Genomic DNA, 13754 nt, shown 5'->3' on the forward strand with positions numbered 1-13754 from the left:
CTCCCTGGACAACGACGCCGACCACATCCTCGCCTGGGCCGACGGCGGCGGCACCGGCGTCGCCAACCTCGGCCAACCCTGCCCCAAACACCACAGACTCAAACACTGTACGGCTTGGCAACCAGTCGGCGCCACCCGCGCCACCCCACCGGGCTGGACCTCACCCATGGGACGGATCTACAAGGCCGAGTACCAGGACTGGGAACCACCCACCTGGCCAGAACTGCTGAACGGCCAAGACCGGCGGGAACCGCCACCCGGTCAGGGTTGGCAGGATTTGCCCGGACCTCCACTCAACGACGACTGCCCCATGCCACCGAACCGGCCCGACGCATCGGAACCTCCGGACGACCTTGACGATGTTGAGAGCCCGATGGATATCGCCGGCGTTGACCCACCGCTACCTGCGGATCCATGGCCTTATTGGTCATCCATAGCCGCCTAGGAAGACGTGCACGCGTGCGAGGTCCTGCCGCCGCCACCGGCACAATGGGAGAGTGACTTCCGCACCCCTACCGCAAGACGCCCCACTAGGCGCCCTGGCCCAGCCCGCGCCGTTCAACCTCAAAGCTATCGGCTCCGGGCTGGTCTTTGCGGACTCGCTGGCGGAGCTGGCCAGTGTGCTGGCAAGGCAGGGCGACGGCGGAACTGCGGTGGTCCAGGCCCCGCCGGGCACCGGAAAAACAACCTTGGTCCCGCCATTGGTCGCCAACCTTGCACAGGCTGCCGCAAACGGCGGCGGGCCGCGCATCGTGGTGACGCAGCCGCGCCGGGTCGCCGCCCGCTCCGCCGCGCGGCGCCTCGCAGCCTTGGACGGGACGAAGCTGGGGGAAAGGGTGGGCTACACCGTCCGCGGCGAACGGCAGGCCGGCCCGGCCACCCTGATTGAGTTCGTGACTCCGGGCATCCTGCTGCGCCGCCTGCTGGCCGATCCCGGCCTCGAAGGCACCGACGCCGTCATTCTCGATGAGGTGCACGAACGCGGCCTGGAAACCGATCTCCTGCTGGGCCTGCTTGCGGAGGTGCGCCAGCTGCGCGGCGACCTTATGCTCGTCGCCATGTCCGCAACCCTGGACGCGCCGCGGTTCGCGGCGCTGCTTGGTTCGGACCCTGGCCCCCACCCGGACCCCGACGGGGCGCAAAGCGAGGACGACGGAGGCGGCCCGGCTCCCGTCGTCGACTGCCCTTCCGCTCTTCACCCGCTGGAAACAGCCTGGGCGCCTGCGCCCGTTGCGCGGATCGACGCTCGCGGCGTGACCCGCGCTTTCCTCGACCATGTGGCGGACACTGCCGCGGCGTCCTACGCGGCAGCCCTTGCCGCAGATCCCGGCACCGACGCCCTGGTGTTCCTGCCGGGCGCCTGGGAGGTGTCCCACGTGGCGGGACGGCTGCGCACCCGGGTGGCTCCCGGCGTCGAAATCCTTGAACTGCACGGCCAGGTCAGTCCGGCAGCCCAGGACCGGGCCGTGTCCGGTCGGAAGCCAGGGGAACCCGCCCGGATCATCGTGTCCACCGGCCTCGCCGAATCCTCCCTGACGGTGCCTGGCGTCCGGCTGGTGGTCGACGCGGGGCTGTCCCGCGAGCCGCGCCGCGACGCCGGCCGCGGCATGACCGGCCTGGTCACCGTCTCCTGCTCGCGGGCCTCAGCGGAACAGCGCGCCGGACGGGCTGCGCGGCTGGGGCCGGGGAAGGTGGTCCGCTGCTACGACCAGAAGACCCTCGGTGCAGCGCCTGCACACCAGACGCCCGAGATCGCCGTGTCCGAACTGGCGGCTGCCGCCTTGATCCTCGCGTGCTGGGGTTCACCGGGCGGCCGCGGGCTGGCCCTGCCCGACGCCCCGCCGCAGGCAGCGATGGGCGACGCCGAAGAGGTGCTGCGGGAGCTCGGTGCGGTGGGGGAGGACGGCCTGGCCACGGACTTGGGAAAAGCCCTGGCGCGCATCCCCGCCGACCCCCGGCTGGGACGTGCCCTGCTCGTCGGGTCTGCGCTGCTGGGGCACAGGTTGGCAGCAGAGGTTGTCGCCGCCGTCGCAGGGGACCAGCGCGCTACTGGTGCCGACCTGCCGCGGCTGGTGTCCGCACTCCGCTCCGGCAAGGATCCCGCCTCCAGGCGCTGGGCCGAGGAGGCACGGCGCTTGGACACCCTGGCACGCCAGGCGCCGCCCGGCGTCGGACTTCCCTCTGTGGAGGTCCCAGTGCTCGACGTGCCGGCGGGAACAGCCGAACAGATCGGCCTGGTGGTGGCGCTGGCGTTCCCGGACCGGGTGGCCCGCCGGGTCCCCGGCGACGGGCCCGAGCGCTACCTGCTGACCTCCGGCACGCGGGCCGGCCTTCCCATCGGCAGCCCGCTCGCCGGACACGAATGGCTGGCCGTAGCCGAGGTGGCGCGCGCAGAAGGCCGGGACGCCGCCGGGACCGGCGCCGTGATCCGCTCCGCCGCACCGCTGACGGCGGAGACAGCCGAGGCCGCCGCGGCGCACCTGCTGCTCGACTCAGTGGAAGCAACATTTGGCGAGGGTCGGGTGACAGCCCGCCGGGAGCGGCGATTGGGTGCCATCCAGCTCTCCTCCACGCCGGTCCGGGCGTCGGCAGGTGATGGCCGCGCCGCCGTCGCCCGGGCTTTGGCGGACCAGGGGCTGGGAGCCATCGGATGGTCGACGGCGGCAGATGCGCTGCGCCGCCGGCTCGCCCTGCTCCACCGGGAACTTGGCCTGCCCTGGCCGGACATGTCCGAACAGGCGCTGCTGGACCGGCTCGACGACTGGCTGGGGCCGGAGCTGGAGGCGCTGGCCGGTGGCGCCGCAACCTCCGGCATTGACCTCACCGACCCGCTGCGGCGGCTCCTGCCGTGGCCCGACGCCGCGCGGCTCGGCGAGCTCGCGCCCGAATTCCTTGAGGTGCCCAGCGGCTCCCGCGTGCGGATCGACTATCCGGACGCGGGGGACGACGGCGGCAGGCCGGTAGTCGCCGTCAAGCTCCAGGAATGCTTTGGTTGGGACCGGACGCCTATGCTGGCCGGCGGAAGGGTGGCGGTGCAGTTCCATCTGCTGTCGCCGGCCCGGCGGCCGCTGGCCGTCACGGACGACCTCGCCTCGTTCTGGTCCGGGCCTTACGCGCAGGTACGCGCCGAGATGCGGGGCCGCTACCCGAAGCACCCCTGGCCCGAGGACCCCTGGACCGCGACGGCGACCGCCCGGACCAAAGCGCGGAAATGACGCGGAAGTGATCGACCTGCTGCACTACGGCGCCAAAATGACTAGCGCGCCGACGTCACGCCGGTCAGCCGCGCGTACAGTGCCAGATGGGCATCCACCATGCGCTCGGTGCTGAAACGGTCTTCGGCCTGGACCCGGACGGCCCCGCGGTCCAGGTCCGCCGCGCGCTGCAGAAGGCCGGCCAGGTCTTCCGGCGAGGAAGCCAGGTAGCCGCTCACGCCGTTGTCAACGATCTCGGGGGCTGAACCCATCGGGGTGGCGACGACGGGTGTGCCGGTGGCCATCGCCTCGATCATCACCAGCCCGAACGGCTCCATCCACTGGATGGGATTGAGCAGGGCGATGGCTTCTCCTAGCAGTTCATACTTCTCTGCGCCGCCCACCTCGCCCAGGAACTCCACGCCGGGACCCTGCAGCGGCTTCACGACATCGTGGTAGTACTGCACCTCGGCGGGTTCCCGCATCTTCGCCGCTATCCGCAGCGGAATCCCCGCCAGCTGGGCCACCCTGATGGCCTCCATCACGCCTTTGTCGGGGCACATCCGGCCAAGGAAACACGCGTAGCCGCCCCGCCCGTGCCCCATCGGAACAGCGGCCACCTCCATGCCATGCGGGATGATGGCCGCGACGCGGTCCGCCAGCACGCTGCTGACCTGGCTTTTGGAGATGGCGATCAGCGTTGTGTCCCGGGCGGCTGCGCCATACACGGCGGCGAATGAGGGGGACAGGTCGCTGTGAATGGTTGTCACGACCGGCAGTCCCTCCGGGCGCCCCCGGTAGAGCGGGCCGGCCAGGGTGTGGTCATGGACCAGGTCCACCATGCCGTCCATGCCGGCATACGCGTTGATGACGTGGCTGAGCTCCGAGGAAGTGAAGCCAACGAAGTCGGGTTCGGAGGAACGCATTCCGGGAAGCCGTTCCACCGGGCAGGTGCTGTCCGAGGCGGCGGCGAGCAGCACCTCGTGGCCCGCCCTGGAAAATCCCCTCGCCAAGGCGTCGACCACCAGTTCGATGCCTCCGTAACCGGCCGGGGGAATCGGGTACCAAGGCCCCGCAATTAAACCGATACGCATCCGCAACTCCCTTGTCGTCCGGATCTACTGAGACCGATTAACTACTGAGACCATTCAGTTGTGGTTGGGACCGTCAGCCGGCGCTACTGCGCCATGATTGTCACGGCGCCATCAGCCGCTCCAGCGGCGGCCGGGGCTGGTTGAGCACGGTCAGGCCCGGCGGCAGGCCCTCAATGGAACCCTCCCTACCGGTGGCGGTCAGGGTAATCCGGGAATGATCCATCTGCACGTTATCGGCGCGGAAGCTGCCGAACCCGGAGGGCAGAACCGGGGCCAGGCAGACCTCCTCGCGGGGAAGCAGGGGATCGAAGCGCAGAAGCGTCCGCATCAGGTGCACCGGTGCCGCCGAGGCCCAGGCCTGCGGAGAGCAGGACGTGGGGAAGGGCACGGGATCGGGGAAATCGTCCCGGGAGAATCCGCAGAAGAGTTCCGGCAGCCGTCCGTCGAACTGTTCCGCCGCGTCAAACAGGCCCGTGGCAATGCGCGTCGCCTCCTCGACGAACCCATAGCGCATGAGCCCGGCTGCCACCAGGGCTGTGTCGTGCGGCCACACCGAACCGTTGTGGTAGCTGACCGGGTTGTAGGCGCCCATGTCCGAGGCGAGCGTCCGGATTCCCCATCCCGTGAACATCTCCGGCGACATCAGCCGCTTGGCCACCTGGGGCGCCTTGTCCGCGTCGACGATGCCCACCCAGAGGCAGTGGCCCATGTTGGACGCACAGGCATCCACCGGGCGTTTGTCCTTGTCCAGGGCAACGGCAAAGTAGCCCCGCTCCGGGAGCCAGAACTTCTCGTTGAACTCGGCCTTGATATCAGCGGCGCGGCGGTTCCACCTGGCCGCGGTCTCCTCGTCGCCCAGCTGCTGGGCAAGCAGCGCGCGTCCCAAGTAGGCGCTGTAGACATAGCCCTGCACCTCACACAGTGCGATCGGAGGCTCCGCCATCCGGCCGTCTGCGAAGTTGATGCCGTCCCAGGAGTCCTTCCAGCCCTGGTTCAGCAGCCCGTGCTCGTTGGCGCGCTGGTACTCCACGAAGCCGTCGCCGTCGCGGTCGCCGTAGTGCTCCACCCAATCCAGCGCCCGGTCGGCGTGTGGCAGGAGCGAGTCCAGCAGGTCGGCCGCCAGCCCCCAGCGTCCCAGCTCCCCCAGCAGCAACACGAACAGGGGCGTCGCATCCGCGGTTCCGTAGTACGCCTGGCTGCCGCCGAGTGCGAGTCCGGCGGTGACGCCCAGCCGCACCTCGTGCAGGATCCTCCCTGGCTCCTCCTCGGTGTCCGGGTCGACCTTCTCGCCCTGCAGTGATGCCAGCGTCTGGAGGGTGCCCGTGGCCAGCTTCGGATCCACGGGCAGCGCCATGTAGGAGGACAGGATGGAGTCCCTGCCGAAGAGTGCCATGAACCACGGGGCGCCGGCGGCCACTGCTGCCCGCTCCGGGTGGTCGGGATCGAAGATCCGGAGGGCACCCAGATCCTCCTGGCTGCGGGTAAGGACCTTCTCCACGTTCTTGTCCGTCACGGTCAGCCGGGGAACATGTTCCTCCCATGCGGCGTAGCGCTGGGCGCCCACGTGCGGAGCCGACTCATGCGTGAACGGCTGCTCCGGTCCCGTGCCGTCAATCAGGGGTGTGGTGAGCACGGTGGCGGTCCACAAGCCGCGGGGGGCCAGTTCGGCGTCGAACGTCAGGGCATCCTCGGAGACCGCGGCGCCCGCGGCGCTGATGACCACGCCGCGGTGGACTCCGTTGCGTATGGCGTCAATCTGCAGGGCGTCGGTCCGAACCTTGCGGCTGTGCTCGGCGGACGGCACCACCTTTCCGCCTTTGACGTCGAACAGGTCGCTCAGGTCTGCATCCACCCTGATCTGGATCCGGCAGGTCCGCGGCTGTTCCGAGTAATTGTGGATCTTGATGTCGTCACGCAGGCCGGGCCCGACCTGCCGGCTGTGTTCCACCACCAGCGGGCTCTCCACCGCACCGTTGGCCCCGCGGGGCCTGCCGACGAAGACCGCCCGGTAGGGCTCACGGGTCTGGCCGGACAGCGGCTCGAGAGGAACGCCGTCGACCGTTAACTGCCAGCGGGACAGAATCCGGGTGTCCTGGTAAAAGGCGCCCTGCGGCTGGCCGGGAAGCACGTCCCCGCTCTCGGCCGAGATGCAGAAGGAGGAGCCTTCCACCACTGTTACTGCTGTCAGACCGGATGATCCTGCACCGATATTTTCATTCCACGCACTCATCGACTGCTCCCTGGCGACTAGTCGGATGGCATGGGCCGGCCCGTGCGGCCACGTTATCCATCGTCCCCCTACCGTGAGGACGCCGCAACGGTTATTCCCTGCCGGACCGGCCGGGGGCCGGGAGCGGCCCCGGCGCACCGTCGGACTCCGGTAAGGCGTCCTGACCCCTTGCTGAACAGCAGCTTTAGGTGTCGAATCTTCTTACTAAGGCCGCTTGGCGGCTTACGACTAGCACGCCGGGAGATGGTCATGTCGGCAAGAGGTACTAATGGCCGGGGCAAGGGCCCCGGCCGCGGCAGTTCCGATCTCCGGCGGACGGACGCGTCCGCCGGAGCACCGGTAGACAGGCCGGAGGGCATCCGCAACGTCGCGCTGGTGGGGCACTCCGGGGCCGGCAAGACGATGCTCCTCGAGGCGCTGCTCGCCGCCACCGGAACCATACCGCGGATGGGTTCCATTGTTGACGGCAACACGGTCAGCGACGCGGAACCGTCCGAGATCCACCAGCAGCGCTCCGTGGTCCTTTCCGTGGCGCCGCTGATTTACGACGGCGTGAAGGTGAACCTGCTGGACACGCCGGGCTACGGGGACTTCACCGGCGAGCTGCGGGCCGGGTTGCGTGCCGCAGACGCGGCACTGTTCGTGGTGTCGGCCGTGGACGGCATCGATGCCGCCACCACCGCGCTGTGGGCAGAGTGCGCACAGCTGGATACGCCGCGGGCCGTGGTGGTCAGCCGGCTTGACCACCCGCGGGCGAATTTCGACGCCGCCCTGGCCGCCTGCCAGAGCGCGTTCGGCCCGTCGGTGGTGCCCGCCTACCTGCCGGTGAGCCGGAACGGTGGCGTGACGGGACTGCTGGGGCTACTTTCAGGTCAGGTCTCGGAGTACGGCGGCGAATCCCCGGAACCAGCGGTCCGGGAAGCCAGCGCCGATGAGCTCGCCGCCGCCGAGTCCGAGCGCGGCACGCTGATCGAGGGCATCATTTCCGAGAGCGAGGATGAGTCCCTGATGGACCGTTACCTTGGCGGGGAGGACATCGACGTCGATGTCCTGGTGGGTGACCTCGAGACGGCTGTGGCGCGCGGATCGTTCTTCCCCGTCCTGCCTACCTCGGCGGAAACGGGCCTTGGGATCACCGAGCTGCTGGACATGCTGACCCGGGCTTTCCCGACCCCCTTGGAGCGTGCCGTCCCGGACGTAACGGACCTCTCCGGGGAACCGGCCGGGCCGTTGTCCTGCGATCCCGACGGGCCGCTGGCCGGTGAGGTGGTTCGCACCACCATGGACCCGTTCCTGGGACGGGTCTGCCTGGTGCGCGTCTTCTCCGGCACGCTGCGCGAGGATTCGGCCGTGCACGTCAGCGGCCGCGGCCTGGCCGAACGCGGCCATGAGGACCACGACAGCGACGAGCGCCTTACCCACCTCTACTCCCCAATGGGAGCAAGCCTGAAGCCCGTTCCGTTCAGCGTGGCCGGCGACATCTGCGCCATCACCAAGCTGGGCAGCGCCGAGACGGGCGATACCGTGTCAGCGAAGGACGCCCCGCTGCTGATTACCGCGTGGGACATGCCAGAGCCGCTCATGCCGGTCGCCGTCGAGGCCGCCACCCGCAGCGACGAGGACGCCCTGGCCAAGAGCCTGGGCAAGGTGGCCGCCGGCGACCCGACCCTCCGGGTGGAACGGAACTCGGAAACCCACCAGCTGATCCTGTGGTGCATGGGTGAAGCCCACGGCGAAGTGGTGCTGGACCGGCTGCGGGACCAGGGCGTGAAGCTGCAGACCGTGCCCGTGGTGACGCCGCTGCGCGAGACCTTCGCCGCGCCGGCCGCCGGGCACGGGCGCTACGTCAAGCAGTCAGGCGGCCACGGCCAGTACGCGATCTGCGACATCGAGGTGGAGGCGCTCGACCGGGGCGCGGGCTTCGAGTTTGTGGACAAGACCGTGGGCGGTGTGGTGCCGAACCAGTTCATTGGCTCGGTGGAGAAGGGCGTGCGGGCGCAGATGCAGAAGGGCGTTTCCGCCGGCTTCCCGGTCGTGGACATCCGGGTGACCCTGGTGGGCGGCAAGGCCCACAGCGTTGACTCCTCGGACGCCGCGTTCCAGTCCGCCGGCGCGCTTGCCCTGCGCGAGGCCGCAGCCGCCGGCCGCATCCAGCTGCTGGAGCCGGTCTCTTCCGTCACCATCAGCATCCCGGACGAATACGTGGGGGCCGTCATGAGCGACCTGTCGTCCCGCCGTGGCCGCCTCACGGGCACGACGTCGTCCGGCGGGGATTTCACGGAGGTCACCGCCGAGGTCCCGGACGGAGAGCTTCTCCGGTATGCGGTCCAATTGCGGGCGCTGACCGCCGGCACTGGGCGGTTCCGCCGCAGCTACCTGCGGCACGAACCCGTCCCGGGCAACGTGGCACCGGCAGCGGCGAACGCCTGACGTGCCTGGCCGGCGGGGCCGGCCGGGAAGCAACGGGCGCCGGGCGTCAGGCGGGCCCGTTGGTCCGCATGAACGCAGCGACCGGCGCCGCCAGCGAGGCACCGATGTCCTCGGCCGTGCGCTTGTTTCCGGCAACGGCGAACGAGTGGTCGCCGCCCTCGCACCACTGCAGCGCAGCGGTCGGTCCGATCCGGGACACCACGCCCTCCAGCAGCTCGCGGGTGGCGAACGTGTCGCGCGTCCCCTGCAGGAAAAGCATCGGATTTTTTAGTCCGTAGAGGTGCTCGTCGCGCAGCTTCTCCGGCTTGCCTGGCGGGTGCAGCGGATAGCCGAGATAGATCAGGCCGGCGGCCTGCATTCCCTCGGCCACCGCCATGGACGCCATCCGGCCGCCGAACGACTTCCCGGCCGCCCACACCGGCTCAGTGCCCCCGGCGGATTCTGCCCGGGCGGCTGACTCGGCCATCGCAGCCCGCCAAGCGGCGATCGCGGCCGGCGGACGGTCTGGGAATTTCCGCCCCGCCTCGCGGTAGGGGAAGTTGAAGCGCAGGGTGGCGACGCCGTCGTCGTTCAGTGCACCGGTGAACCCGCGCATGAACGGATGGTCCATGCCGGCGCCGGCGCCGTGGGCCAGAACGAGCGTTGCGAACGGACTGGCCGGCCGCGCATAGGCGCCGGAGACGTGGCCGTCGCCGACGGCAATGGTGATGGGCGAGTCAGCGGTGGGCATGACTCCATCATGCCCGATCCGACATGGCAGGTCAGGACGGTCAGGTCTGGACGGTCGGGACCGGACGCACAGCGGGACACCAGCGTCGTGCACAGCGGTCGGGATGTACAGCTGTTCAGGACGCACAGCCCGGGCGCAGACAGGCGAAAGTCTCCAGCGGATGCCCTGGGCGCAAGTAGGTCGGTTAGCGGGCCGGGACCACCCGGAGCCAGGTGTAGTCCTGTGGCAGCAGCACCAGCCCCTCGTCGATCCGCACCGGCTCTTCCGAAAACAGGTCCATGGCTTCGGCCGCGAACCCGGACAGCGTTTCTGCGGCCACCACCTGCGGCCCGTCACTGAAGTTGGCCAGGGCCAGGACCACCGTGCCCTCGCCGGGCCGCTGGTATCCCAGCACGGCGGGGTTGTTCGTGGTGAACGGAACGAGGCGGGTGCCGGCCAGTTCGGGGGTGGCCGCGCGGACCTCTGTCAGCCGCCGGAGCCCCGCATACACCGCGCCCTCCGGTGTGGCCGGGTCGAGGCGCCTCGCGTATTTTTCGGCCGGGAATTGCGGGCGGTGCACCCATCGGCTGTCCGTCTCGTGGCCTTCCTCCTGCGCATAGCCATAATCGTTGAGCTGCCCCACCTCGTCGCCCAGGTACAGCAGCGGGATGCCGCCGGTGCTGAAGGCCACCGAATGGGTGAGCAAGACGCGGCGGATGGCCTCGGCCGACCCGTCCTCCAGGCCGCACAGCGACGCCGTGGTGCCGGAGATGCGGCAGTCGCCGGTCCGCGGGTTGTCCTGGAACGGGACACCGTGGGCGAAGCTGCCGGGGAAACGGTTGACGTAGAAAGAGTTCAGGAACCTGCGGTGGTCGAAGCCGTTGATGCCGACCTCGGCCGCGTCCTCATCGGCGAACGTCCAGCCGATGTCATCGTGGCTCCGCACGTAGTTCACCCAGGAAGTGCCTGCTGCAATGTTGTGACGCCGCTCCAGGGCTTGGGCCAGCAGCGACACGTTGCGCGTGGCCAGGGCTTCCCAGGTCAGCGCCATTTGCAGCGGGTTGTAGGAGAGCTGGCATTCTGCCGGATCGATGTACAGTGCCACTTCGTCCGGGTGCACGATCGCCTCCGACTTGAACAGCAGTGACGGCGCGGCCAGCCGGCACACGGCGTTGAATGCCTGCAACAGGGTGTGCGCCTCGGGACGGCTTTCGCATGACGTGCCCAGCTGCTTCCAGATGAAGGCCACCGCGTCCATCCGCAGGATGTCCACGCCCAGGTTGGCCAAGAACAGCATTTCCCCCGCCATGGCACGGAACACCTCGGGGTTGGAATAGTTCAGGTCCCACTGGAAGGTGTGGAACGTGGCCCAGACCCACCGGCCGTCCGGCAGCTGCACAAAGGAGCCGGGATGGTCCTCCGGGAAGATCTCACGCACGTTCTGTTCGAACGCGTCGGGCATGGCCCGGTCCGGGAAGATCCAGTAGTAGTCGCTGTAGCGCGGGTCCCCCTCCGCGGCCCGCTGCGCCCACTCGTGTTCGTTGGAGGTGTGGTTGAAGATGAAGTCCACCACCAGGCTGATGCCATTGGCCCGCAGCTCGGCGGCGAGCGCCCGCAGCTGGTCCATGCTGCCGAGCTTTGGGTTGACTTCGCGGTAGCTGGACACGGCATAGCCGCCGTCAGACAGCGGCTCCGGGGCCAGGAACAGCGGCATCAGGTGCAGGTAGGTGAGGCCAAGTTCCTTGAAATAGGGGATGCGGGCGCGTACGCCGTCCAGGTCGGCAGCGTACCGGTCCACGTAGCAGACGCCGCCGAGCATCCGGTTGGACTGGAACCATTCGGTATTGCCCTCACGGCCGGCGTCGAGCTCCTTCAGCTCTGCGGGACGCTCCTGCCAGGAACGCGCGATCTCCAGCGCCAGGGCGGCCAGTTGCTCCTCAACGTCCGGCCGCGATCCGTACAGCGAACGGAACAGCCGGGACAGGTCGGGGAAATGGCGGTCGAAGCGCTGCTCCAGTTCTTCCCAGTCCCGGCCGCCGGGCGCCAGGCCCGCCTGCCCGGCAACCGTGCTGAACGACTGGGATTCACCGGATCCCTGAGCGGAGGATGGTCCTTGGGCTGCGTCCAGACTCGGGGATTCAACCATGGAACGGGTCTCCTTCTAGGTTGTTCTGCGCCTGCCGGCGCCCGGTGTTTTCATCCTTACAGATGGCCCCGCCCGCTGCCCAGAGCGCAGGCAGAAGTTTCTTACGGCCCGACGGCGGGACCACCTGAGCGGTCCGCCGGCCATGGGCGGCGGCACGAATCGCGGCGCGGGTACTGCTGACGGCGCGGGCCTCGCGGGGTAGGTTGTCCCCATGGCCAGTGAACAGACCACCATCAGTGTCGACGGGCCCGACGGCCCCCGGGAAATGCGCGTCTCCAGTCCGAGCCGGGTGCTGTGGCCCGAACTGGGACTGACCAAGCTGGACCTGGCGCGCTACTTCGTGGATGTGGGGGAGGCCTTCATCCGGGCCAACGGCGACCGGCCGGTGGCGCTGCAGCGGTTTTCAGACACTGTGGACGGCGATCAGTTCTTCTCCAAGAACCCGCCGAAAGGAACGCCGGACTTCATCCGCACAGTCAAGGTCACCTTCCCGAGCGCGCGCTCGCATCCCATGCTGGTCCTGGACGAGCCCGCTGCGGCGGTCTGGGCAGCGCAGATGAACACGGTGGTTTTTCATCCGTGGCCGTCCCACGCGGACAACTCGGACAACCCGGACCAGCTGCGGATCGACCTGGACCCCCAGCCCGGCACCGACTACGACGATGCCATCCCCGCCGCGCTCGAGCTGCGGAAGGTGCTCGCCGAGGCAGGGCTGGACGCCTTCCTCAAAACCTCAGGAAACCGCGGCCTGCACGTCTATGCCCCCATTGAGCCGACGCGCGAGTTCCTCGACGTCCGCCACGCCGTGATCGCCGCCGCAAGGGAGCTCGAGCGGCGCATGCCGGACAAGGTCACCACCAACTGGTGGAAGGAGGAACGCGGGGAGCGCATCTTCGTCGACTTCAACCAGGCCAACCGTGACCGCACCATCGCCGGCGCCTACAGCCCGCGTGCCCTGCCCCATGCGTCCGTGTCCTGCCCCATCACCTGGGACGAACTGGCGGATGTCAGGCCCAAGGACTTCACCATCCTCACCGTTCCGGACCGGCTGAAAACGGTGGGGGACCCGTGGGCGGATATGCATGCAAGCGCTGGCACCATCGACACGCTGCTGGAATGGTGGGAGCGCGATATCGAGAACGGGCTGGGGGAGCTGCCGTTCCCGCCCGATTATCCGAAGATGCCCGGTGAGCCGCCCCGCGTCCAGCCCAGCCGGGCGAAGAAGCCGGAGTAACCGGCGGGGCAACGCCTGTCCGGGGTCGAGCGGGCCGCTGAACCGAATCCCTACTCGAACCGGGACGGGTCGCCGGTGCCGCGGCGCACCACTTCTGCGGTGCCGCCGGAGAAGTCGACGACGGTAGTTGGCTCGGCGCCCGTGTCGCCGGACTCTATGACGGCGTCCACCACGTGGTCCAGGCGCTCCTTGATCTCCCAGCCCTGGGTCAGCGGTTCCTCCTCGTCCGGCAGCAGCAGCGTGCTGGACAGCAGCGGTTCGCCAAGTTCGGCCAGCAGCGCCTGCACGAAGTTGTGCCGAGGGATGCGCACACCCACGGTCTTCTTCTTGGGGTGCAGCAGCCGGCGCGGAACCTCCTTGGTGGCAGGCAGGATGAACGTGTAGCTGCCCGGCGTGACGGACTTGATGCTGCGGAACACGTCGTTGCCGATGTTCACGAACTGCCCCAGCTGGGCGAAGTCCCGGCAGACCAGCGTGAAGTGGTGCTTGTCGTCCAGGTGGCGGATGGTCCGGATTCTGTCCAGCGCCTCCTTGTTGCCCAGCTGCGCTCCGAGGGCGTAGCAGGAGTCCGTGGGGTAGGCGATCAGCCCGCCCGATCGAAGGAGCTGCACGATCTGCGAGATCGCGCGGGGCTGGGGGTCCTCGGGGTGGACATCAAAGAATTTCGCCATGCGTTGAGCCTACGGCCCGGCGGCCCTCGGCGCACGCACGCCAACG

The 13754-nt window shown here is 69.0% G+C and carries 9 protein-coding genes; 4 read left to right on the forward strand and 5 right to left on the reverse strand.

All coding sequences use genetic code 11. The annotated features are described in order from the left end of the window. Positions 1-445, forward strand: a 445-nt coding sequence (locus tag ACFTSA_RS08785; RefSeq protein WP_377950899.1) for an HNH endonuclease signature motif containing protein, incomplete at its 5' end; no start/stop codon positions are given. A 52-nt stretch (positions 446-497) separates the two neighbouring features. After that, complete coding sequence (gene hrpB, locus ACFTSA_RS08790) at positions 498-3215, forward strand: ATP-dependent helicase HrpB (RefSeq protein WP_377950900.1); 2718 nt, start codon at positions 498-500, stop codon at positions 3213-3215. Between the two features lie 41 nt (positions 3216-3256). On the opposite strand, the gene ACFTSA_RS08795 is transcribed toward hrpB, so the two are convergent. Continuing rightward, positions 3257-4288, reverse strand: a complete 1032-nt coding sequence (locus tag ACFTSA_RS08795) for a glycosyltransferase family 4 protein (RefSeq protein ID WP_377950901.1) — start codon at positions 4286-4288, stop codon at positions 3257-3259. Between the two features lie 100 nt (positions 4289-4388). Then, positions 4389-6518, reverse strand: coding sequence for a glycogen debranching N-terminal domain-containing protein (locus tag ACFTSA_RS08800; protein ID WP_377950902.1), 2130 nt, complete (start codon positions 6516-6518; stop codon positions 4389-4391). Positions 6519-6767: 249 nt separating this feature from the next. On the opposite strand from ACFTSA_RS08800, the gene ACFTSA_RS08805 reads away from it, so the two are divergent. Further along, the gene (locus ACFTSA_RS08805; RefSeq protein ID WP_377950903.1) at positions 6768-8948 is read left to right on the forward strand and encodes an elongation factor G-like protein EF-G2; all 2181 of its coding nucleotides are present in this window, start codon (positions 6768-6770) and stop codon (positions 8946-8948) included. A 46-nt stretch (positions 8949-8994) separates the two neighbouring features. Here the strand turns inward: ACFTSA_RS08805 and ACFTSA_RS08810 are convergent, their stop codons facing one another. Both ACFTSA_RS08810 and ACFTSA_RS08815 read right to left on the reverse strand, forming a co-directional pair. Further along, complete coding sequence (locus ACFTSA_RS08810) at positions 8995-9678, reverse strand: alpha/beta fold hydrolase (protein WP_377950904.1); 684 nt, start codon at positions 9676-9678, stop codon at positions 8995-8997. A gap of 184 nt (positions 9679-9862) precedes the next feature. Then, positions 9863-11803 carry an alpha-amylase family protein gene (locus tag ACFTSA_RS08815; RefSeq protein ID WP_377950905.1) on the reverse strand — a complete coding sequence of 647 codons (1941 nt, stop codon included), beginning with the start codon at positions 11801-11803 and terminating at the stop codon, positions 9863-9865. Positions 11804-12014: 211 nt separating this feature from the next. Here ACFTSA_RS08815 and ligD point away from each other — a divergent pair, with 211 nt between their 5' ends. Beyond that, the gene (gene ligD / locus ACFTSA_RS08820; protein ID WP_377950906.1) at positions 12015-13037 is read left to right on the forward strand and encodes a non-homologous end-joining DNA ligase; all 1023 of its coding nucleotides are present in this window, start codon (positions 12015-12017) and stop codon (positions 13035-13037) included. A 50-nt stretch (positions 13038-13087) separates the two neighbouring features. On the opposite strand, the gene ACFTSA_RS08825 is transcribed toward ligD, so the two are convergent. Then, the gene (locus tag ACFTSA_RS08825; RefSeq protein ID WP_377950907.1) at positions 13088-13708 is read right to left on the reverse strand and encodes an L-threonylcarbamoyladenylate synthase; all 621 of its coding nucleotides are present in this window, start codon (positions 13706-13708) and stop codon (positions 13088-13090) included. Positions 13709-13754: the final 46 nt, after the last annotated feature.

The sequence above is a fragment of the Arthrobacter sp. NPDC057013 genome, assembly GCF_042674585.1.
Classification (GTDB): domain Bacteria; phylum Actinomycetota; class Actinomycetes; order Actinomycetales; family Micrococcaceae; genus Arthrobacter.